Annotated in this window: 25 protein-coding genes and 1 other RNA gene; 22 read left to right on the forward strand and 4 right to left on the reverse strand. The window is 41.7% G+C overall.

The annotated features are described in order from the left end of the window. Positions 1-54 precede the first annotated feature (54 nt). The 4 genes from HUX68_RS13385 to acsA all read left to right on the forward strand — a co-directional run bounded on the left by HUX68_RS13385 (position 55) and on the right by acsA (position 4,693). A complete protein-coding gene (locus tag HUX68_RS13385; protein ID WP_246206682.1) occupies positions 55-663 on the forward strand; it encodes a DUF4247 domain-containing protein in 609 nt (202 codons plus the stop codon). 15 nt (positions 664-678) lie between these two features. Next, positions 679-1,074, forward strand: a complete 396-nt coding sequence (locus HUX68_RS13390) for a DUF350 domain-containing protein (RefSeq protein ID WP_174615307.1) — start codon at positions 679-681, stop codon at positions 1,072-1,074. 75 nt (positions 1,075-1,149) lie between these two features. Next, complete coding sequence (locus HUX68_RS13395) at positions 1,150-2,700, forward strand: polyamine aminopropyltransferase (RefSeq protein WP_174615308.1); 1,551 nt, start codon at positions 1,150-1,152, stop codon at positions 2,698-2,700. 277 nt (positions 2,701-2,977) lie between these two features. After that, positions 2,978-4,693 (forward strand): acetate--CoA ligase, encoded by a 1,716-nt coding sequence (gene acsA, locus HUX68_RS13400; RefSeq protein WP_174615309.1) that lies wholly within the window; start codon positions 2,978-2,980, stop codon positions 4,691-4,693. Between the two features lie 93 nt (positions 4,694-4,786). Here the strand turns inward: acsA and hmpA are convergent, their stop codons facing one another. After that, complete coding sequence (hmpA, locus tag HUX68_RS13405) at positions 4,787-5,983, reverse strand: NO-inducible flavohemoprotein (RefSeq protein ID WP_246206773.1); 1,197 nt, start codon at positions 5,981-5,983, stop codon at positions 4,787-4,789. A 270-nt stretch (positions 5,984-6,253) separates the two neighbouring features. On the opposite strand from hmpA, the gene HUX68_RS13410 reads away from it, so the two are divergent. Beyond that, positions 6,254-6,772 carry a type 1 glutamine amidotransferase domain-containing protein gene (locus HUX68_RS13410; RefSeq protein WP_174615311.1) on the forward strand — a complete coding sequence of 173 codons (519 nt, stop codon included), beginning with the start codon at positions 6,254-6,256 and terminating at the stop codon, positions 6,770-6,772. Between the two features lie 118 nt (positions 6,773-6,890). Here the strand turns inward: HUX68_RS13410 and HUX68_RS13415 are convergent, their stop codons facing one another. Beyond that, the gene (locus HUX68_RS13415; RefSeq protein WP_174615312.1) at positions 6,891-7,424 is read right to left on the reverse strand and encodes a cysteine hydrolase family protein; all 534 of its coding nucleotides are present in this window, start codon (positions 7,422-7,424) and stop codon (positions 6,891-6,893) included. A 69-nt stretch (positions 7,425-7,493) separates the two neighbouring features. Between HUX68_RS13415 and tadA the strand changes: the two genes are divergently transcribed. The 17 genes from tadA to rsmI all read left to right on the forward strand — a co-directional run bounded on the left by tadA (position 7,494) and on the right by rsmI (position 19,608). Further along, positions 7,494-7,958, forward strand: coding sequence for a tRNA adenosine(34) deaminase TadA (gene tadA, locus HUX68_RS13420; protein WP_174615313.1), 465 nt, complete (start codon positions 7,494-7,496; stop codon positions 7,956-7,958). 64 nt (positions 7,959-8,022) lie between these two features. Then, an RNA gene (ffs, locus tag HUX68_RS13425) (signal recognition particle sRNA large type) lies at positions 8,023-8,288 on the forward strand. 193 nt (positions 8,289-8,481) lie between these two features. Next, positions 8,482-10,173 (forward strand): DNA polymerase III subunit gamma/tau, encoded by a 1,692-nt coding sequence (dnaX, locus tag HUX68_RS13430; RefSeq protein WP_174615314.1) that lies wholly within the window; start codon positions 8,482-8,484, stop codon positions 10,171-10,173. Between the two features lie 30 nt (positions 10,174-10,203). Next, complete coding sequence (locus tag HUX68_RS13435) at positions 10,204-10,524, forward strand: YbaB/EbfC family nucleoid-associated protein (RefSeq protein WP_174615315.1); 321 nt, start codon at positions 10,204-10,206, stop codon at positions 10,522-10,524. Positions 10,525-10,946: 422 nt separating this feature from the next. Further along, entirely contained in the window at positions 10,947-11,543 is a 597-nt protein-coding gene (recR, locus tag HUX68_RS13440) for a recombination mediator RecR (RefSeq protein WP_174615316.1), read from the forward strand. Between the two features lie 131 nt (positions 11,544-11,674). Continuing rightward, the gene (locus HUX68_RS13445) at positions 11,675-11,893 is read left to right on the forward strand and encodes a YaaL family protein (RefSeq protein ID WP_174615317.1); all 219 of its coding nucleotides are present in this window, start codon (positions 11,675-11,677) and stop codon (positions 11,891-11,893) included. Positions 11,894-11,958: 65 nt separating this feature from the next. Beyond that, the gene (locus tag HUX68_RS13450; protein ID WP_174615318.1) at positions 11,959-12,222 is read left to right on the forward strand and encodes a pro-sigmaK processing inhibitor BofA family protein; all 264 of its coding nucleotides are present in this window, start codon (positions 11,959-11,961) and stop codon (positions 12,220-12,222) included. A gap of 202 nt (positions 12,223-12,424) precedes the next feature. Then, complete coding sequence (locus HUX68_RS13455) at positions 12,425-12,616, forward strand: sigma factor G inhibitor Gin (protein ID WP_174615319.1); 192 nt, start codon at positions 12,425-12,427, stop codon at positions 12,614-12,616. Positions 12,617-12,941: 325 nt separating this feature from the next. Continuing rightward, positions 12,942-14,363 carry an aminotransferase class I/II-fold pyridoxal phosphate-dependent enzyme gene (locus tag HUX68_RS13460; RefSeq protein ID WP_246206683.1) on the forward strand — a complete coding sequence of 474 codons (1,422 nt, stop codon included), beginning with the start codon at positions 12,942-12,944 and terminating at the stop codon, positions 14,361-14,363. A gap of 14 nt (positions 14,364-14,377) precedes the next feature. After that, entirely contained in the window at positions 14,378-15,013 is a 636-nt protein-coding gene (gene tmk / locus HUX68_RS13465; protein WP_174615320.1) for a dTMP kinase, read from the forward strand. A 14-nt stretch (positions 15,014-15,027) separates the two neighbouring features. After that, positions 15,028-15,357, forward strand: coding sequence for a cyclic-di-AMP receptor (locus tag HUX68_RS13470; protein WP_077329907.1), 330 nt, complete (start codon positions 15,028-15,030; stop codon positions 15,355-15,357). Positions 15,358-15,473: 116 nt separating this feature from the next. After that, on the forward strand, positions 15,474-16,469 hold the full coding sequence (holB, locus tag HUX68_RS13475) for a DNA polymerase III subunit delta' (RefSeq protein ID WP_174615321.1): 996 nt from the start codon (positions 15,474-15,476) through the stop codon (positions 16,467-16,469). Positions 16,470-16,474: 5 nt separating this feature from the next. Then, positions 16,475-17,302: a PSP1 domain-containing protein gene (locus HUX68_RS13480; RefSeq protein WP_174615322.1), complete on the forward strand. Its 828-nt coding sequence runs from the start codon at positions 16,475-16,477 to the stop codon at positions 17,300-17,302. 14 nt (positions 17,303-17,316) lie between these two features. Further along, positions 17,317-17,661 (forward strand): DNA replication initiation control protein YabA, encoded by a 345-nt coding sequence (yabA, locus tag HUX68_RS13485; protein WP_174615323.1) that lies wholly within the window; start codon positions 17,317-17,319, stop codon positions 17,659-17,661. A gap of 67 nt (positions 17,662-17,728) precedes the next feature. Next, positions 17,729-18,472, forward strand: coding sequence for a tRNA1(Val) (adenine(37)-N6)-methyltransferase (locus HUX68_RS13490; protein WP_174615324.1), 744 nt, complete (start codon positions 17,729-17,731; stop codon positions 18,470-18,472). After that, entirely contained in the window at positions 18,462-18,755 is a 294-nt protein-coding gene (locus HUX68_RS13495) for a GIY-YIG nuclease family protein (RefSeq protein ID WP_174615325.1), read from the forward strand. Before HUX68_RS13490 ends, HUX68_RS13495 begins: the two co-directional genes overlap by 11 nt. Beyond that, on the forward strand, positions 18,733-19,608 hold the full coding sequence (gene rsmI, locus HUX68_RS13500; RefSeq protein ID WP_174615326.1) for a 16S rRNA (cytidine(1402)-2'-O)-methyltransferase: 876 nt from the start codon (positions 18,733-18,735) through the stop codon (positions 19,606-19,608). Before HUX68_RS13495 ends, rsmI begins: the two co-directional genes overlap by 23 nt. A 349-nt stretch (positions 19,609-19,957) precedes the next feature. Here the strand turns inward: rsmI and HUX68_RS13505 are convergent, their stop codons facing one another. Together HUX68_RS13505 and abrB are read right to left on the reverse strand one after the other, a co-directional pair. Beyond that, entirely contained in the window at positions 19,958-20,854 is an 897-nt protein-coding gene (locus tag HUX68_RS13505; RefSeq protein WP_174615327.1) for a glycine betaine ABC transporter substrate-binding protein, read from the reverse strand. A gap of 338 nt (positions 20,855-21,192) precedes the next feature. Next, a complete protein-coding gene (gene abrB / locus HUX68_RS13510; protein WP_174615328.1) occupies positions 21,193-21,480 on the reverse strand; it encodes a transition state genes transcriptional regulator AbrB in 288 nt (95 codons plus the stop codon). Positions 21,481-21,651 lie beyond the last annotated feature (171 nt).

Genomic DNA, 21,651 nt, shown 5'->3' on the forward strand with positions numbered 1-21,651 from the left:
GAGTAGCATTGATGTGAAGTAGCGCTGCTCCTTGTATTAGAGGGGGATTGATTTGTGAGAAAATGGATGCTGCCGATTGTATTATTATCCCTTCTATTTTTATTAGCTTCATGTTCTTTAAGAGGAATGCAAGGAGCCCCTTTTACAGCAGAAAATATTCCGGATGAACCTCCTAAAGACGAAATTACAGCTGCTATTAAACAGTCTGCAAACAATGAAATAGACGATATAATTGAAGCTAATTTTCCGGAGGTATATACGGTAGAGGGGGATAACAGTAACGCGGAAATCTTTGCAACAACACAATTTGGTCTTACGGAGCTTAGTTCTGTCCTATCTGGAGCAATCGAACCAGAGGAGATAAGCGATGTAAAGGATAATCAGCAAATTTTAATTTATCCGGATGATTTTATTACATTGCGGGAAAGTGAAGAAGACCAGGATGTTCTGCTGATTGAAGTTGCCAGTGATGAGTTTGTAAGACGAAATTATTCACCGAACTTTTTAAGTACGTTTTTTGCTATCAGTTTATTAGGTAATATGTTGGATACGGACGATTGGGGCAGTCGGCGTCAAGGTGATTACAAGGGTATGGGGAGTTTGAATGTACCCCGTCGTGGAATCACAACGTTCCGAGGTGGCGGCCCGGGAGCAGGTAAATAAAGGGGAGTTGATAATATGGGACCATATGTAGCTACGATTGTTTACTTTATTATTTCGATCATTATTGTGTTAACCGGTTTGGTTCTTTTTGAGAATATGACCCGAAAATATAAGGATATGGAAGAAGTCAAAAAGGGTAATATGGCGGTTGCGTTATCAATTATTGGAAAGATAATCGGAATTTGTATTATCTTATCCTTCGCCATCTACAATAGCAATGTTATTTATGAAACAATCATTTGGGGTGCTTTTGGCGTGGTTTTACAAATGATTGCTTATTGGCTGTTTGATTTATTTACAAGGAATTTTTCTGTTGAAGAGCAGTTACATAAAAATAATGTTGCGGTTGGCATTATGTCATTGGGAGTATCAATTGGGCTTGCATTCGTTATCGGTGCATCGATTACGTAAAATTGTGCGCGGTCAAGGTAGTGCCTTGGCCGTTTGCAATTTTTCAGTGAGGTTTGATAGTGGAGTGGTTGGAAATTGAATGAAGCAGCAGTAAGACAAAGCAAAATTATTTATTGGTCATCCGGAATTGTATCGATTTGCGGCATTATTTTCGAAGTTTTATTTGGCGCATTGGGGTCGTATATTTTAGGAGATGGTGTAAAGCAATACACACTAACAATTTCTCTTTTTCTGACTGGTATGGGAATTGGGGCCAGTTTAAGTGAAAAGTTTATGAAAAATTTAATCATCACCTTTGTATGGATTGAGTTTGGTGTGGCAATAATTGGCGGGTTCTCTAGTTTTACGATGTTTGGGATCACAGCCTTTGCACCAGCGGGAACAGATGCATTATATATATATATCATCACACTAGTAATTGGTGCGTTAACAGGGGTTGAGTTGCCGATTCTTATCCGTAAAGCAAATGAAATCGGTGTTACATTAAATAAAAGTACTGCCAGGGTGTTATTTTCTGATTATGCCGGTGGGCTAATTGGTGGATTGCTGTTCGTCTTCTTCTTCCGCCCTTATTTTGGCATGGTAAAAACCGCATTTTTAGTTGGGTGTATCAATTTAACGGTAGCGTTAATTGTTTTATGGCTGTTTCGTCATGAAATCCGTCGTTTTGCACTACATGCTGTCATTGGTGTATGCATCGGGATCTTACTGCTGGCCGGGTTATTTTTTGGAGAGGCAATGGCATTCAGTTTTGAACAGAAGCTTTACCAGGACCCTATTGTGCATATGGAACAAAGCAAATACCAAAAAATTATTTTAACCAAAGATGGTGAAGACGTAAGACTGTATTTAGATGGATCCTTACAGTTCAGTACAATAGATGAGCACCGTTATCATGAAGTGCTTGTCCATCCTACCATGGCTTCTGCTGAAAACCCTGAAAATATCCTGATACTGGGCGGTGGTGACGGAATCGCCGCTAAGGAGGTCCTCAAGTATGACGAAGTGAAAGAGATTACGCTTGTGGATTTGGATCCGGCTGTTGTTGAGTTAGCCCGTTCCAACCGACTTTTACTGGAGGCAAATGGGAGCTCATTAAAAAATGATAAGGTACATGTTAAAAACAAAGATGCTTTTCAGTTTTTGGAAAATACAAATGAGTGGTATGATGTCATAATTGTTGATTTACCCGATCCAAATAATGAAAGCCTGAACAAGCTTTATACCAAGGAATTCTATTCATTGGTTCGGAATCATTTAAAACCTGGTGGAGCTGCCATGATCCAAGCGACGAGCCCAGTCTTTGCCACAAAGGTTTACTGGACCATTTCAAAAACTGTTGCAGCAACTGGATTATCTATTGAAAATCTTCATGTGGCAGTTCCGAGTTTCGGTAACTGGGGATTCGTGATGGCAAGTCGTGACCCGATTAATCTTGGTGAAATGGAAATATCAGTTCCAACAAAATTTTTAACGGATGATATGCTTCCGGCTCTAACCACTTTCGGCAAGGATGAGGACAAGAAAATAGTAGGAGAAAATGGTGAGTTGGCCAATTTAAAACCGAACACGTTGATTGATCCACATTTGATTCAGATTTATGAGAAGGCTTGGAAAAACTATTGAAGAATGGACACGTTTTAAGGTGCCTGTTAATCCAGTCCTTCTCATTCGTCCACCAAAGTTTGTTACTTGCTATGGCGAAATAGCTGGGAAATTTCTGATTAAAGTTTTTGCAGCAAGTATATTACTTTTCAATTGTCACCAAATGTTCTAAAATAGAAATTAGTTACCAAAATGTTTTCACAATTACATATAATTGCATATTTGGTGTAATTATATCGTATTCCTTTATTAAAAGGAGTTGCAAACGGTTTCAAAATTTTCAGGATGAGGTGATAGGATGCATACGGAAAAAATACCTGCCCGTGAAGGGAATCATAATCTACAGGACTATGAAAACATGCGGAAGACTTTTTCATGGGATGATATGAAAAAGAACTTTAGCTGGAATGAAACTGGTAAAGTGAATATGGCATATGAAGCGATTGACCGTCATGCCGAAAATCCGGATACGAAGGATAAAATTGCGCTGCATTACTCTTCGCCGGATCGGGAAGAATCATTAACGTTTGATGATCTGAAAAAAAGCAGTAACCAATTTGCTAATGTGTTAAAAAAATATAAGGTGGAAAAGGGAGAGCGCATCTTTTTGTTTCTCCCGAGAAGCCCTGAGTTTTATGCTGCGTTTTTAGGGATTTTGAAAGTGGGAGCGATTGCCGGACCATTATTTGAAGCATTTATGGAGCAGGCAGTACGTGACCGCCTGCAGGACAGTGAAGCAAGCATGCTGATTACGACACCGGATCTGCTTGAGCGGGTGCCGCAGGATGATTTGCCTGATTTGAAAAAAATTGTTCTGGTTGGCGACAGTAATGAAACATCCGACAAATACATTGATTATGATAAGGAAATGAAAGATGCTTCAACCGATTTTGAGATCGAATGGGTTGATTTGGAAGATGGCATGGTAATTCATTATACATCCGGGTCCACCGGTAAGCCAAAAGGTGTTTATCATGTTCATAATGCGATGATTCAGCATTATGCAACAGCAGAGTGGGTGCTTGATCTGAAAAAGGATGACGTATACTGGTGTACTGCTGACCCAGGCTGGGTTACCGGAACAAGTTACGGTGTATTTGCCCCATGGCTGTATGGAGTAACCAACGTTGTCCGCGGCGGCAGGTTCAGTCCTGATGCATGGTACGGTACACTTGATAAATATAATGTAAGTGTGTGGTATACAGCACCAACCGCACTTCGTAAGTTGGTAAGTGCGGGTTCAGAGATTGTGAAAAAACACGATCTTTCATCATTGCGCCATATTATGAGTGTCGGTGAGCCGCTGAATCCTGAAGTAGTGACATGGGGACTGGAAGCATTCGACTTAAGAATTCATGACACATGGTGGATGACCGAGACAGGAGCTCAGCTTATTGTCAACATTCCTTCCATGGAAATCCGCTCAGGTTCAATGGGAAAACCGTTACCGGGCATTGAAGCATCGATCGTCGATAATGAAGGAAATGAACTTCCGGCAAATCAGATGGGTAACCTGGCAATCAAGAAGGGTTGGCCGGCAATGATGCGTAAAATCTGGAAACGTCCGGAGAAATTTGAAAGTTATTTCATTAATGGCTGGTACGTATCCGGTGACAGTGCGTATAAAGATGAAGATGGCTATTTCTGGTTCCAGGGGCGTCTTGACGATGTTATTAATACATCCGGTGAACGAGTCGGACCGTTTGAAGTTGAAAGTAAATTAATTGAACATGAAGCCGTTGCAGAAGCTGGTGTTATCGGAAAACCGGATCCTGAACGCGGTGAAATTATCAAGGCGTTTATTACGCTGAATGAAGGCTATAAAGAGTCAGATGAGCTGCTTGAAGAAATTCGTCAGTTTATCAAAACAGGATTGAGTGCACACGCTGCACCAAGAGAATTGGAAGTGAAAGATTCCATTCCAAAAACGCGCAGTGGTAAAATCATGCGCCGTCTCCTGAAATCCTGGGAGCTTGGCCTTCCAACCGGTGATACGTCGACATTGGAAGAATAATAGATATGAAAAAGGGTGCCAATCTAAGGCACCCTTTTCTATGGCAAGTAAGAAAGTATAAATATTTTCTTACTGCTTTAGTTTTCTAACTATTTAGGCTGTAATGGCTTTTGCCGGACCGAAAAATTCAAAATGTATGTCTGCTTCTGCCACATTGAATTTTTTCAGATTTTGATACATTGCTTTCATAAATCCTTCTGGTCCGCAAAAGTAAAATGAACTGTCATTTGTCGGAAGAACCGATGACAACAAGTCGAAATCAACATAACCGGTTTTGTCACAAAACTGTTTGTCTTCATCAGCCGGCTCCGCATAGACTGTATACGCATGCAGTTGTGGATGTTCATTATTCAATTGCCGGACATGATCTTTCATCGCATGAACATCGCCGCAATGGGCTGCATGGATAAAATAAATTTCACGTTCCGGATTTTGTTTAATCGTGGTATCCAGCATACTTATCATCGGTGTCAGGCCAACACCGCCGCTCATTAACACCAGTGGGCGTGTATCTTCCTGATCCAGCATGAAATCACCTGATGGTGCGCTGATTGGCAAAATACTTCCCTTTTCAATTTGTGAATGCAGGTAGTTGGAAACGATACCGGCCGGTAATCCATTCAGAGAGTCCTCTCGTTTAACACTGATCCGATAATATCCTTGGCCGGGAGCAGCGGACAGACTGTATTGCCGTAAATGTGCATATGGCTGTCCGGGTATTTCTGCTTTCACTGTTATATATTGCCCCGGCTGATAGACCGGAAACGGATTCCCATCGGCGGGTTCCAGATAAAATGATGTAATGACATCACTTTCCGCCACTTTATCTACGACTTTGAAATTGCGGAAATCAATCCATCCGCCTGTTGTATTCTCCAGTTCTTGATACATTTTCTTTTCCGTTTCAATAAAAACACCGGATATAACACTATATGCCTTTTCCCATGCATTGATAACGTCATCACTTGCTGTGTCCCCCAACACATCCTGCATGGCAAGCAATAAATATTTTCCAACAATCGGATAATGTTCCGGTTTGATATTTAAACTGCGATGTTTCTGGGCAATTTGTTTTACGTGCGGTAATATCTGTTCCAGCTGATCAATATGGGCAGCCGCTGCATAGACTGTATCTGCCAATGCCTTTGACTGGCTCCCCTTTCGCTGGTTCGTTTGGTTGAAAATATTTTTCAGCTCAGGATGATTCTCAAACATAAGCTGATAGAACCTGCTGGTAATTTCATCTCCCCGGTCCTGTAAAATAGGTACTGTAGCTTTCACAATATCCATCGTCTGTTTGTCTAACTCAACTGTAGCTTGTCTCGTCAAAACAAAGCACTCCCTTTCAAAAAATTTTATCCCCTTCATCTTTATTTTAGGTCTGTTGTCAGTCTTAGTACCATGAGAAAAACCTATCGTTAACTGTTACCATTTTGTGAAGTTGTCACAAATAACAGGACTATAGACCCATATTTGTTCACAAATCGTGTTTAAATGTTTTATTTTTTATCATGCGGGTAGAATTCTTGATGAATCATCTTCGTAAAGGAGTGGATTTAAATGAGTAAAAAAATAGCAACCGTTATTACAAATATGTTTGAAGATGTTGAATATACAGATCCAGCCAAGGCATTTAGGGATGCTGGACATGAAGTTGTAACGATTGAAAAGGAAAAAGGAGCTGCCGTTACAGGGAAGAACAAGGAAGCGGAAGTTACCATTGATGAATCAATTGATAATGCGAAGGCGGAAGATTTTGATGCATTATTCATTCCGGGCGGCTTTTCACCGGATCAGCTACGTGCCGATGAGCGTTTCGTGAAGTTTGCTAAACAATTTATGGATGCGGATAAACCGGTATTTGCCATCTGTCATGGACCACAGCTGCTAATAACAGCAAAAGCCCTGGAAGGCCGCAAAGCAACGGGCTTTACTTCCATCCAAGTCGATATGGAATATGCCGGGGCAAATGTGCAGGATGAAGAAGTAGTCGTATGCTGCAACCAGCTGGTCACAAGCAGACAGCCGGATGACATCCCTGCATTTAACCGTGAAGCATTGAAGATTCTTGATAAATAGTATACGGACTCCGCTATACCCTCCCTTTTTGCAGTAAAGGGGGGGCATTTTTATATCTAATCCTGATAGAACAGTAAAAGTTCCTTTTAGAAGTTTTACAATAATGTTTTACAGCGGCTCAAATCGTATCCGTTTTCGCCTCCATTACCGTTCGCATCAGGTATAGGGCATAGTCATTACCATCTTGTTCTTCAGAGGCCATGCAGTTTTCGGGAATATGCATGGAGTACCGGTACATATACGCATCCTTGGCGGTAAATAAAATACAAATGTCACCTGCAATGCCCGCCATGATTAAATGTGTCCGGTTCAGTTCATTCAGCAGTGAGTGCAGCGGTGTTTGGAAAAAAGCCGAATGCTGCGGTTTGATTAAAAAATAATCATTATCATCCGGTTTCAATTCGGAAATAATTTCCTGACTGTACTCATTTTCACAATGGGCAATGATTTTATGAAAATCTGCCTGCCAATAGCCGTAATGATCATTTACATAGATGATGGGAATATCATTTTTCTTCCCAAATTCTCTTAAATTTATGAGGTGTGGTAAAATCGGTTTAGTGTTTGTGAGCAGTTTTTCACTGCCATTAAAATTAAAATCATTTATAACATCAATAAATATTATGGCACTGTTTTCAAGTGAATCGTTCATAGCTGGACTCCTTTCCTGTTCTTTATTTATTTCCTGATTTTCATATTTAAAACTTAGGGGTGGTAATAGATGGATGATAACATACATATGCGAGAGGCGATGGATGAGGCGATTAAAGCGAAAGAAATTGGTGAAGTTCCGATCGGAGCGGTGATTACATTCAAGGATGAAGTAATCGGCTCAGGTCACAATATACGTGAAACATCCCAGACCACATTATCCCATGCTGAATTGATCGCCATAAAAAAGGCAAATGAAACAATCGGCAGCTGGCGGCTGGAAGATTGTACCTTGTATGTAACGCTTGAGCCATGCCCGATGTGTGCAGGTGCGATTGTTCAGTCCCGGATCAAACGGGTTGTATATGGTGCACCCGATCCGAAAGCAGGTTGTGCAGGTACTTTGATGAATCTATTGAATGAGGAGCGGTTTAATCATCAGGCTGAAGTAACAAGTGGTGTCCTTGGAGAAGAATGCGGACGTTTGTTGACTGATTTTTTTAAAGAGCTGCGGCAAAAGCGCAAAAATTTATAGTTTCCATATTCTTTCACGGAATTTGAATTGCATTATTTAAGCAAAGTGGTTATAATGGGTATTGCCGTGCTAAGTGGGGAGGTAGCGGTGCCCTGTACTCGCAATCCGCTATAGCGAGGCTGAATTCCCATTCGAGGTAGGGTGATTTTAAGGTCTGCCTCAAGGGATTGGTGTTGACGTTCAGGTCCTGCGCAACAGAGACCCATGAATTCTGTCAGGTCCGGAAGGAAGCAGCAGTAAGTGGTTATCCCTGTGTGCCGCGGGGAAGCCTGGGCCGAGCCATGAACTTGGGTAACGCTTAGGAACATCCTATCGACAATGGGTGCACGGTTTACATAGCAGAAAGCTGCATTGCTCTCAATACGGGGTGATGCAGCTTTTTTTGGTCAGAGGCGCCTCCCAGGTGCCCGGCACCACCCGAATTCTGTTGAACCCATCCGGATAATTTGTTTTCTTTATGGTTCACATTTACCCTCGAAATCGAGTATAATTTAGGTAGACTTCACAAAGGGGAACGTTTATTATGAGCTATCAGGCTTTATATCGTGTCTGGCGTCCAAGGAATTTCCAGGATGTGGTTGGACAATCACATATAACTCGAACACTGCAAAATGCGATTGTTCAGGAGAAGTTTTCGCATGCATACATTTTCTCCGGCCCGCGTGGAACCGGTAAAACGAGTGCGGCCAAAATTTTTGCCAAGACGATTAACTGTGAAAAAGCCCCAGTGAAAGAGCCGTGTAATGAATGTGATGCATGCAGAGGCATTCAGGATGGCTCCATTTCCGATGTGATTGAAATGGATGCGGCATCCCATACGAGTGTTGAAGATATTCGTGACATCCGTGATAAAGTAAAATATGCCTCAAGTGCTGTACCATATAAAGTATACATTATCGATGAGGTGCACATGATTTCGGTGAATGCATTCAACGCGCTTTTAAAAACATTGGAAGAACCTCCGAAACATGTTGTATTTATTCTGGCCACGACCGAACCGCATAAAATACCATTGACAATCCTATCCAGATGTCAGCGCTTCGACTTTAAACCAATCTCCAGTCAATCGATTGTGGAACGGATGAAGACGATTATTGAAAAAGAAGAAATTAATGTCTCGTCTGAGGCATTGGACACGATTGCCCTGGCTGCAGAGGGCGGGATGCGTGATGCACTGAGTATTTTGGATCAGGCTGTATCTTACAGTGATGAAAGCGTCGAGCTTGATGATGTGCTTGCTGTAACAGGCGGAGTCTCCCAGAAAATCCTGACAGAGATTGTCGGATCGATGTATGAAAAGGACGTACAACGGGCCCTCTCACTGCTTGATGAAATGATTCAAAACGGGAAAGATCCGGCCCGGTTTGTGTATGACCTTATATATTTCTCCCGTGATTTGTTATTATATAAAAGTGCCCCGTCACTTGAAGGCATTTTGGAACGGGCAATTATCGATGAAAACTTTCAAAAACTTGCCAATACGGTATCAGTGGACTGGATTCAAGATGCAATCATGCACCTGAACCAATGTCAGCAGGAGATAAAATGGACAAACAGTCCGAAAGTATTTATTGAGATTGCCTTGCTTACCATTACAAATAAACAACCTGCAGCTAATGAAGCGGATAGTGCCGCAGAATCAGAAGCAGTTACCGGTCTTTTGACTCGACTGGAACATTTGGAAAAAGAACTGGCAGCATTAAAAGATGCACCTGCAAGTGCAACCCGTCAGCCCCCTGCCAATGAACCGAGACGAACACAGGCAAGAGGGACACGAAACAGTTTTAAAATACCATACGAAAAAATCCGTAATGTATTGCAGGAGGCGGAAAAACCGGCGCTGAAGGAAGTACAGTCACAATGGGCGGCATTTTTAAATAAACTGAAGTCAGCAAGCGCTCCGGCACATGCTACTATTCAGGACAGTAAACCAGCGGCTGCATCGCAGCAGGCGCTTGTGGTACAGTTTAAATATGAGATTCATTGCTCCCTTTTTCTGGAACATCGGGAAACAGTGGAATCCATATTGACCAGTGTGACAGGCAAGAATTTGACGCTCATTCCGATTCCAGCGAATAATTGGCAGGAATTGCGCAATGAATATATTAGCAGACAGGAGCAGTCAGCGAGCCAACAGGATGATCAACAGGAAGATTCACTGATATCTGAAGCGAGAAAACTTGTTGGTGACGATTTACTGGAAATACACGAATAGATTGATTCAAATTAAAAGGAGGCGTTTTCCATGAAAGGTGGAAATATGGGTAACATGATGAAGCAGATGCAAAAAATGCAAAAGAAAATGATGAAAGCACAGGATGAACTGCATGAAATGACGTTTGAATCATCTGCAGGCGGTGGAATGGTTACCGTGGTTGCAAACGGCAAGAAAGAAATCACAGATATTCAAATCAAGGAAGAAGTAGTTGATCCGGATGATGTGGAAATGCTGCAGGACCTTATTTTGACAGCAACAAATGATGTTATTAAACAAATTGACGATAAAACGAATGAAACAATGGGACAATTCACGAAAGGAATGAATATGCCTGGTGGAATGTTCTAATATTAGAACATCAAAATGTGATGGACCTTATAAGAAAAACTTCGGCACCCACTGTAATGTGGGACTATGCCTGAGTTTTTCTAATTCGTAAAGAATGTATAAAAATTGGGCTTTATTTTCTTGTTGGACAGAACAAGCCATGTCCAGCTCCAGCGCCCAGCAACTAGCAAACTTCACACTCCTCACTACGATAAAGAAGACTGGCCGATTGGTGAAACCAGAGGCCTAGTCGCACTTATACCCTTGTGGTGAAAGTCAACATCGGTTCGCTTCCAGCTCACCGTGTTTCCTTTATTGCGGATTAGGGAAGATCGTCTAAAACCGCCGCTTTGCGCGGCAACGCCGATCCACCCTGCATGGCAGGGCGCAGTTTGTACGTTGCTAAACGGGCGCTTCCGCTTTTCCTATAGGAGGCATATTGTATGTATTACCCTGAACCGATTTCCAGATTGATTGACAGCTTCACAAAATTGCCGGGGATTGGACCGAAAACGGCTGTTCGACTGGCATTTTTTGTGTTAAATATGGAAGAAGACGATGTACTAGATTTTGCGAAGTCATTAGTCAATGCAAAACGTGAACTGACCCATTGCTCCACCTGTGGTCATATAACTGATCAGGACCCATGTTCCATCTGCCAGGACACTTCGAGGGATCAGTCCATCATCTGTGTGGTGCAGGACCCGAAAGATGTTATTGCGATGGAAAAAATGAAGGAATTCCACGGGAAATATCATGTTTTACATGGAGCCATTTCACCCATGGATGGGATAGGGCCGGAAGATATCAATGTACCGGACCTCATCAACCGTTTGAAAGATGAGGAAGTGGAAGAATTGATTCTGGCTACAAACCCGAACATCGAAGGGGAAGCAACGGCAATGTATATTTCAAGACTTGTGAAACCATCGGGAATAAAGACGACACGAATCGCACACGGTCTTCCTGTTGGCGGTGATTTGGAGTATGCTGATGAGGTTACACTCTCAAAAGCGTTAGAGGGAAGAAGGGATGTATAATCTCCCTCTTACATTGCAGATTGCAAGTTTTCTATATAACGTCATAAATTTTAAATTTATGGATGACCTTATATGAAAAACGAGGTGCTTGATATCAGGCGAACCAGGTTTTCTAAAAGTTGGGTGACAGCATGGGTAAAAAGGTAAAAAAAAGAGATGTGGATGAACAATTATTACAATCTATTTTTGCTTTGGAACGGGAGTGGAAACAGATTCAGGCTATCCTGGGGAAGAGTATTGAGTCATCCTATGACGGTATGTATACGGAGAAACTTGCACGGGAGAAATACTTGTACCTGCTTCGGGAAGCGCGGCGGCGAAAAATAAGTGCTGTCCGATACAGTAAATGATGTTCTTTTTCCGTATTCCCTTTCATATATAACTAGAAAGGGACAAGGAAAAGGAGTGATTTGACTTGAGTTCAACGTTGGTTATCTCGGTTATTGTCGGATTAATCGTTATTCTATTATTCGTGGGTGCTCCTGTTAAACCGATGCGTTTTATCGCACACAGTACGATTAAACTTGGAATAGGTATTTTATTCCTGTTTTTCTTTAATGTGTTTGGTGGGGCCATCGGATTGCATATTCCGATTAATCTGTTCACCGCTGCTGTATCCGGATTTCTCGGCTTGTTTGGACTGGGATCGCTTGCCGCTATTCACTTAATTTTGTTATAAGCAAGTATTCAATCGCTGTGTATGCTGCATGTGAAATCTATTTTGGATTTGGCATGCGTTTTTATTTTTAACAGGAATGATGAAAAAGTGTAAAGAGATAAGCCTGCAAAGCATATACTGAAGAAAAAGTTTCAATGATTCTAAGATTTTTTTGTATAAAATTCGTTAGATTAGGAGATACTAAGCTAACGGAGGTGGGGAGATGAAACAAGTAATTTCACATGAACGGTGCGGTATATGCGAAGAGGAAAAGGAACGAGGAATCCATTTATACAAACTGTTTATTTGCTGCGAATGTGAACGAAACATGATTCACACAGAACCACGGGAAGAAAAATATCACTATTATCTGCAAAAATTAAAAAATATGAATCAGCCAACTTTACACTCATAAGCTTTTGCGATTTCCTGCAAAGGCTTTTTTTTCTGTTTAAAAATTGAAACTTTGAGTGCAGTTCCGCGCCAGCATCAGTCAGTCAAACTTTATAAAATAAGATATTCTGCTTTGTACGGCGGGAACCGCGAACTGTACAGCGGGTGCGGAGAAAAGTACGGCGGCTACAGGCAAAAATACAGCGGAAACTGGGTATTATACGGCGGCAGCGGACCAAAGTACAGCGGCAGGGAGTTTTTGATATATTTTTCCTTGTACTAATCCAAAGGTATAAATTATGGTAACCTTATAAGAAATATACATATACAAACGCAGAGGAAAGATTATGATGAAACGCAATCAACAGAAAACACCGTTATTGGACGCTTTGAAACAATTTGCAAAACGGGACCCGATTTCTTTTCATGTCCCTGGACATAAAAACGGAGAGCTTTTTCCACCCTTGGCTCGTGAATATTATCAGTCTATTTTACCGCTGGATATGACTGAATTATCGGGGCTGGACGACCTTCATGCTCCACATGATGTTATTAAGGATGCACAGGATCTGGCAGCTGATTATTTTGGGGCGGAGCAGACATATTTTCTGGTAGGCGGCAGTACCGCCGGGAATATGGCAATGATTTTAGCAGCATGTACTGCGGAGGAAAAAATAATTGTGCAGCGCAACAGCCATAAATCCATTTTTAACAGTCTGGAACTGGGCGGTGCCAGACCTGTTTTTGTCGCACCGGAATTTGATCGTAAGGTCAATCGGTATACGGCACCTGATTTTAATACATTCAAAGAGGCAATCGAACAACATCCGGATGCCAAAGCAGCGGTGTTGACTTATCCGGATTATTTTGGCCAAACTTTTAATATAAAAGAAATGATTGACCTTGCACATGAATATAATATACCAGTGCTTGTTGATGAAGCACATGGTGTCCATTTCTCCACCAATGATAACTTTCCGGCATCATCGCTTGATTTGGGAGCGGATGTGGTTGTCCAGTCGGCACATAAAATGGCGCCTGCTATGACGATGGGGTCCTTGCTGCATATGAATTCCAGCAGGGTTAACAGCAACAGGGTGACGCATTATCTGCAGATGCTCCAGTCAAGCAGTCCATCCTACCCGATTATGGCGTCGCTGGATATTGCCCGTTATTTCCTTGCAAGTCTGTCACAGGATGATGTTAAGGCGGTTATGAATAGTGTCAGTCGTATAATAGCAATCCTGGATGAAAAAGATGCGTGGCAAGTCCTCCCGACTGACGATCCTTTGAAAATAACATTGCAGATGCAACAGGGTATTTCTGCGCATGAGGTTTACAGCCTATTTGAAAAAGAAGCGATTTATCCGGAGCTTGCAACGCATGATCAAATTTTACTTATTCATGGGCTTACTCCATTTCAATATGACAAGCAACTGCAAAATGGAATAATGCGCGTTAAGGAACAATTAAAAAATGTGCAGAATCATGCTACAATAGAAACAGGAAATCTATTTACAAAACAGATTCAGGAACTAGTAATGCCGTACCAGACGATGCACCATCGACCTGCTAGACAGGTTCCACTGAATCAGTCGGCTGGCTGTATTGCGGCAGAAGCGATAACACCTTATCCGCCGGGAATACCTTTTATTTTAAAAGGTGAGCGGATCACAGATACGCACATCAGCATTATCAAACAACTGATTCATCAGGGTGCAACCATACAACATGACGATGTCACTCAAAGAGTCAGCGTTTTTATATAAAGGAGCAAACTTAAGTGAACGGATATTTTGTAACATTTGAAGGTGGTGAGGGTGCTGGTAAAACATCAATTCTCCAGACTGCCGCAAAGAAATTATCAGATATGGGATATGATATAGTCACGACCCGGGAGCCCGGCGGAATTGAAATTGCCGAAAAAATTCGGAACATCATCCTCGATCCGCAAAACACAGCAATGGATGGCAGAACGGAAGCCCTTTTGTATGCAGCCGCACGCCGACAGCATTTGGTTGAAAAGGTATTGCCAGCGTTGGAAGAGGGGAAAATGGTACTGTGTGACCGCTTTATTGACAGCAGTCTCGCATATCAGGGTTATGCCAGAGGCTTGAACATGGATGAAGTACTTTCGATCAATCAATTTGCGATTCAGGATTGTATGCCGGATATGACACTGTTTTTTGATATTGAACCTAAAAAAGGGTTGGCACGTATTACGGCGAATAAAGATAGAGAACGTAACAGGCTTGATCTTGAAAAGCTTCCATTTCATGAACATGTTTATGAAGCATACCAACTACTTGTTTCACAATTTTCGGATCGTATTCATGTTATAAATGCAGACCAGGCATTTGACCAGGTTGAAAAGGATGCTGTGGATACCATTATTTCCTGTTTTACCAATAAAGCGTAAGGGAGGTAAGGAAAATGAAGCTGATAATTGCTGTTGTTCAGGACAAAGACACCAATCGTCTGACAGATGCGTTGGGCGGAGAAAATTTCAAAACGACGAAGCTTGCAACAACTGGCGGATTTTTAAAAGAAGGCAATACCACCCTGATGATTGGCTGTGAGGATGAGTATGTTGATGAAGCACTGAACATTATTCGGGACAACTGCTCACAGCGCGAACAGATGGTAGCACCAATCTCACCGATGGGCGGAAACGCAGACTCCTATATACCAAAGCCTGTCAAAGTAGAAGTAGGCGGCGCAACCGTATTTATCCTGCCGATTGAGCAATTTATGCAGTTTTAACATCAAAAGCGATCGAATAGCCTCCTTAAAAAGATTGATATTCCATGGAGGCTTTCCTTGGTCGCTATCAATGCTGAGGAACAATACATTTATTATTATTTTAAGGACTGGTAACTATGAAAACATGGTCTGAGGTTGCTGAAATACAGCCACTGGCAAGCAGAATCATCACGAACAGCATAATAAAGGACCGCATATCACATGCGTACTTAATCCAGGGTGCCCGGGGGACCGGAAAAAACCCAATTGCCCTGCTGCTTGCCAAGACCGTTTTCTGTACCAATAAAACGGCTTCAGAGCCTTGTTTGGAATGTAATGCCTGCAAACGGATCGAATCCGGGAACCATCCCGATTTGCACTGGATTGAACCGGATCCGGACAGACAATCCATTCGAAAGGAACAAATCGATCATTTGCAAAAGGAATTTAATTATTCCGGTATGGAATCCAACAAGAAGGTTTATGTGATTTCAGATGCCGATACATTAACTGTGAATGCAGCAAACCGTATTTTAAAATTTTTGGAAGAACCAAGTAAGGAAACAACTGCAATTATGCTGACAGATAACAGTCAGTCGATTATTTCCACCATCCGTTCACGCTGTCAGGTCATTGATTTGAAACCGTTAAATCCGGAAGCTTTTCGAACACAGCTTATTGATTCAGGTATGGCTGAACGGGATGCATTGTTAATGAGTGCATTGACGAATAATTTTGATGATGCGTTTTCTTGGACTGCGGATGAGTGGTTTGCGCAGTCACGAAAATTAATGATACAATTGATAGAAATGTTTTCGCGGAATCCTAATGAGGTTTTTTTGTTTATTCACAGCAAGTGGATGCCTCATTTCAAGGATCGGAAACAGCAGGAGCAAGGACTTGATTTAATGCTACTTGCGTTTAAGGATATACTATACTTTCATATCGGTAAGCAGGATGGAATGGCAGTTTTCCAACAAGATGGGGATCAAATAGAGAACCTGTCGATGTTTTTTTCACAGGGTCAGCTGTTGGACATTCTGAACAAACTTCTGGAAGCCAAGCGGAAGCTGAAACAGAATGTCAATCCAACGCTCGTGATGGAGCAGCTTGCCGTTCAAATACAGAGGTGATATACATGATTGAAGTAATCGGTGTCCGTTTTAAAAAAGCGGGTAAAATATATTATTTCGATCCTGGAGACAACAATATAGAAGCAGACAAATATGTTGTTGTCGAAACGGTTCGAGGTGTGGAATTTGGCAAGGTGGTTATTACGAATAAACAGGTTGATGAGGAGGACGTTGTACTCCCATTAAAAAAAGTGATTCGGATTGCTGATGAGAAAGATAAGCTGACAGTAGCTGAAAATCAGCAGCATGCCGAACGTGCTTTTGAGACCTGTGCTAATAAAATTGCTCACCATGAGCTGGATATGAATCTGGTCGAAGTGGAATATACATTCGATCGAAACAAATTAATCTTCTATTTTACCGCGGATGGGCGTGTGGACTTCCGCAACTTGGTAAAGGATCTGGCTTCGCAATTTAAAACCCGTATTGAGCTCAGACAAATTGGTGTGCGGGATGAGGCAAAAATGTTGGGAGGCATAGGTCCATGCGGAAGAATGCTTTGCTGCTCAACATTTCTCGGTGACTTCGAACCGGTATCGATTAAAATGGCTAAGGATCAGAACCTTTCGCTTAATCCAGCTAAAATTTCCGGGTTATGCGGCCGGCTTATGTGCTGCCTTAAATATGAAAACGATGATTATGAGACTGCGAAACGTGAATTGCCGGATATGGGTGAGAAAATTAAAACGCCATATGGTGATGGAAAAGTAGTTGGCTTGAATATGCTGGAGAGGATTATACACATAGAAATACCTGAAAAAGAACGGGTTATTGAATATACGTTAGATGAACTAATTGATGAAGGAATTATTACAGCGCAAGCCACAGAATAGTGGGGTGATCGGGCGTGAAAAAGAGAAAAATTTTTGATCAGGTATCAGATATGGAAGAACAAATTGGCGAACTGTATGAACAGCTCGGTGATTTAAAGGGGAAATTGAGTGACCTTCTTGAGGAAAATCACCGTCTGGAAATGGAAAATCATCATTTGCGTAATCGCTTGAACGATTCTGATGAGGATTTTAAAGATGATGAGATTGTCAACCCGGCCAAGGATGTACCGGGTGAAGGCTATGATAATCTCGCACGGCTGTATGAAGAGGGATTTCATATTTGCAACGTCCATTTCGGCACCCCCCGCCAGGATGAGGATTGCCTGTTCTGTCTGTTATTTTTAAATAAAACGAAATAGGGAATTATTATCGGCTGTCTCTATTCATTAGAGGCAGCTTTTCTAACATATTTGGAAAGGATTAAGAATGGTACCATTATACGACGACGAACGAATTGATTATTTGCTTGCTGAAGAACGTATGCACATTATCCAAAGTTCTTCTGTATTTTCATTTTCGCTTGATGCGGTGCTGCTTGCTCATTTTGCGTATGTGCCAATCAGGAGAGGAAAGATTCTTGATTTGTGTACAGGAAACGGTGTCATTCCGCTGTTGCTGTCACGTCGTACCAATGCTGAGTTAACCGGAGTTGAAATTCAGGAACGGCTTGCAGATATGGCGACCCGAAGTATTAAATTAAATAAACTGGGCGAACAATTATCGGTCATTCATGGTGATCTGAAGGACATGAAGGCAACATTGAAACACAGTGCATTCGATGTGGTCACATGTAATCCGCCGTATTTCCGTACACCGGCAAAAACAGAGCATAATAAGAGTGAACATCTGACTATCGCTCGGCATGAAGTTTATTGTACGCTTGAGGATGTTGTGAAAGCGTGTAAACTGCACGTTCGTCCGGGAGGGAAAGTTGCAATGGTTCACCGGCCGGGAAGGTTGATTGACATCATTACATTGTTCCGCAAATACCGGCTGGAGCCGAAGCGGCTTCAATTTATTTACCCGAAGCGGGGACGGGATGCGAATATGATTTTGATTGAAGGGGTTCGGGATGGCAATGCGGACCTGAAGATTTTGCCGCCATTATATATTTATCATGATGACAGTACGTACACAAAGGAAGCTGAGGATATTATTTATGGAAGATAATGAGCATATTGTTTATATTTTAAGATGCAGTGATAATACACTTTATACCGGCTATACCAATGATCTGGAACATAGACTGGTGATGCATGAGGAAGGAAAAGGTGCAAAATATACGAGAGGACGCGGCCCTTTTCAGGTATTGTTTGTGGAAAAGTTTCCGGAAAAATCCGAAGCACTGCAGCGGGAATACGAGATTAAACAGCTGACACGGAAGGGGAAATTCCAATTAATCCGTGATAAGTTGAAGGAAGTGATGCAATATGAAGGTTCAAAAAAGCTTTGATGGTGAAAAAAATGGAACGGTTTATGTTGTCCCGACCCCTATTGGCAATCTGGAAGACATTACATACCGTGCATTAAAGGTATTGAAATCCGTAGCTGTGATTGCAGCGGAGGATACGAGAAATACCAGGAAACTGCTGAATCACTTTGACATATCAACCAGGCTTGTCAGCTATCATGAACATAATAAAAAATCGAGGGAAAAAGAGTTGCTCGAACATCTGGAAAACGGTGAAACAATTGCCATAGTAAGTGATGCGGGTATGCCGTCGATTTCCGATCCCGGATATGAACTGGTACAGGCCGCGATTGATATCGAGCAGCCGGTGGTTGTCCTGCCAGGTGCAAATGCTGCTTTATGTGCGCTGGTTGGTTCCGGACTGCCTGCTGATGAATTTTTGTTTTATGGGTTTTTGCCACGTAAAAAGAAGGAAAAAACTGCTGAACTGGAGCGGCTTCAATCAGTGAAAGCGACACTGTTGTTTTATGAATCACCTTTCCGGTTGAAGGATACGATTAAGGATATCAGGGAAAAGTTCGGAAATCGTCGGGCGGTTGCAGCTCGTGAGCTTACTAAAAAATTTGAGGAGTATGCACGTGGAACGTTGGAAGAACTCCTGGATTGGTCAAATGAACGCGAACTGAAAGGAGAACTTTGCCTCGTTGTCGAAGGTACGGAGGCATCCGGTCTTCAAAAAGATGATTTGTGGTGGAGTCATCTTTCCGTTTCGGAGCATGTAAGCCATTATATCAGGGATGAAAACCTGACAAGTAAGGAAGCCATTAAACAGGCTGCACTGGACCGGAATATGGCAAAGCGGGATGTTTATCAGGCATATCATGTAGATCAATAGGTAACGAAGCTGGGACAAATCAAAAAGTGTAATACAAAAAACGAACAATTTTAGGGATTAGCGGAGGAAATATACGTAGACTCCTGCGGGAGGACAGGCCTAGGTGAGACCCCGCAGTGCGTAAGCACGAGGAGGGCTCAACAGCCGCCCGCGGTAAAGAAGACACAGCGAAAGTGATTTTCTTGAGCTGATGTCGCACTTATGCTCGAAAGTGAAAGCGAAGTATATTTCCGGAGCGTTGGCCACACCACTAATTCGTTTTTTTCTAAATCACTTTTTGTCCCAGCCTCGTTCCTATCTAATGACAATAAATCTGTCCTTTTATCCAACAAATAGATCCAGTTGCAGGCTATTCAGCTGCTTTTAAATCTTTAATGGAATCAATATCCATATATGCTGGTACAACAAGACCGTTTCGTGTACCGGTCAGGTTAACTCCCAGGTCCACTAATTCTTCCTTGTATTTTTCATAGTAATCAACATGTGTTGAAGGTAACCACGCACCTACCATTGCATCCGCACTTCCATCCGCAATTGCTGCAAACATTGGACCTGCTTCCACCTGAATTAATTCAACTTTATAATTTAATTTATTCTCCAATACGTATTTTACAACATTGGAACTGGCAATCACATCGGCCCAGGCAACATACGTAACTCTTATTTCCTCACCATTTCCGGATTCGACTCCTTTGATCCATGAACTTACCAAATCCTGATTATTCTTAACCCATTTCTTTGCTGCCTCTTGTTCTGATTGGCCATTTTCAATTTTCAGCATTACTTTTTGGAGATCATCCGGTTTCCAGTGGAATTGATCAAAAAATTTATATGCACCAGGCATATCTTCCTTTAGTCCCTTGCGTACAAGCGTTTTGATTTTCTCTTTTCCACCATACGCTCCTTTAGGATCTTCGAGCATTTTCAAATCATATTCAATAAATTTCCAGTGTGGAATCCAGCCAGTCACTACGATGGGCTCTTTATCTTCAATCGCCTTATCCAACGCTGCTGTCATGGCAGCAGCAGAACTTTCCTTAAGCTCCCATTTATCCAAATTATAGGCAGACATCACATCTTTTGTCAGGCCCATAAGTCCGGCACCAGGATCTATTCCGGTAATCGTATACTCAACCTTCTCCCCAAAAGAGGCATTTTCATTGTTTGCATCTTCATTGCCTCCACATGCTGATAAACCCAACATTAGTACGAAGGCTGATATAATTCCTAATGATTTTTTTAACATTATGTATCCTCCTTGATGTTTTTTATTTAAGTATCTAAATAGTACAGGATGACCAACCTTCTAATTTTTTCATATTAAAATGGTAATCTCAAAGTTCAATATCTGCCACATTCTATCGTAAATTGTAATAAAATAACACTGTATTAATATAATACGCTATTCCTATTGAATTACTCTGTTTTTCTCTATATTTAACTAATTTAATTTTGCTTATGCAATAACGAAAGCCAAACCGGATCTGTTCCATATTATAAAATCCAAATAAAAAAAAGCGGCTGACAAAAAAGGGAAAGGTGGTGCGCGTCAGCCGCTTTTATCACATTATTCAGATGTTCCTGTTATTTTCCTTCTCTTACCAGACGGGACTGGATTTCATTGATTAATTCCTCTGCACCTTCAGGGCTGAGAACAAGTTTGCCGTTTGCCAGCACCAGATTCTCATCGGATGTTTCCCCTGTAACCTGACATGTCATGGCAGGTTTGAATTTCTGTAAAATAACTCTCTCTTTATCGACGAAAATTTCCAACGTATCTTTTTCCTTGATGTCAAGGTTACGCCGCAATTCGATAGGCAATACAACTCGGCCAAGTTCATCAACTTTCCGTACGATTCCAGTAGACTTCATTTTCCTAACTCCCCTCTGAAGGATGGAAAAAACAATTCGGCATTGTTTTTTCATTGCTACAAAAATTTTTCGTCATGTTTCGACATCTGCTTATGACATATAGTACCAATCATTACTAAAAGTGTCAATAAATTTTTCCCGAAAGATAAAATTAATGTGAAAATTAAATAA

It is taken from the genome of Virgibacillus ihumii, from assembly GCF_902726655.1.
Classification (GTDB): domain Bacteria; phylum Bacillota; class Bacilli; order Bacillales; family Amphibacillaceae; genus Lentibacillus; species Lentibacillus ihumii.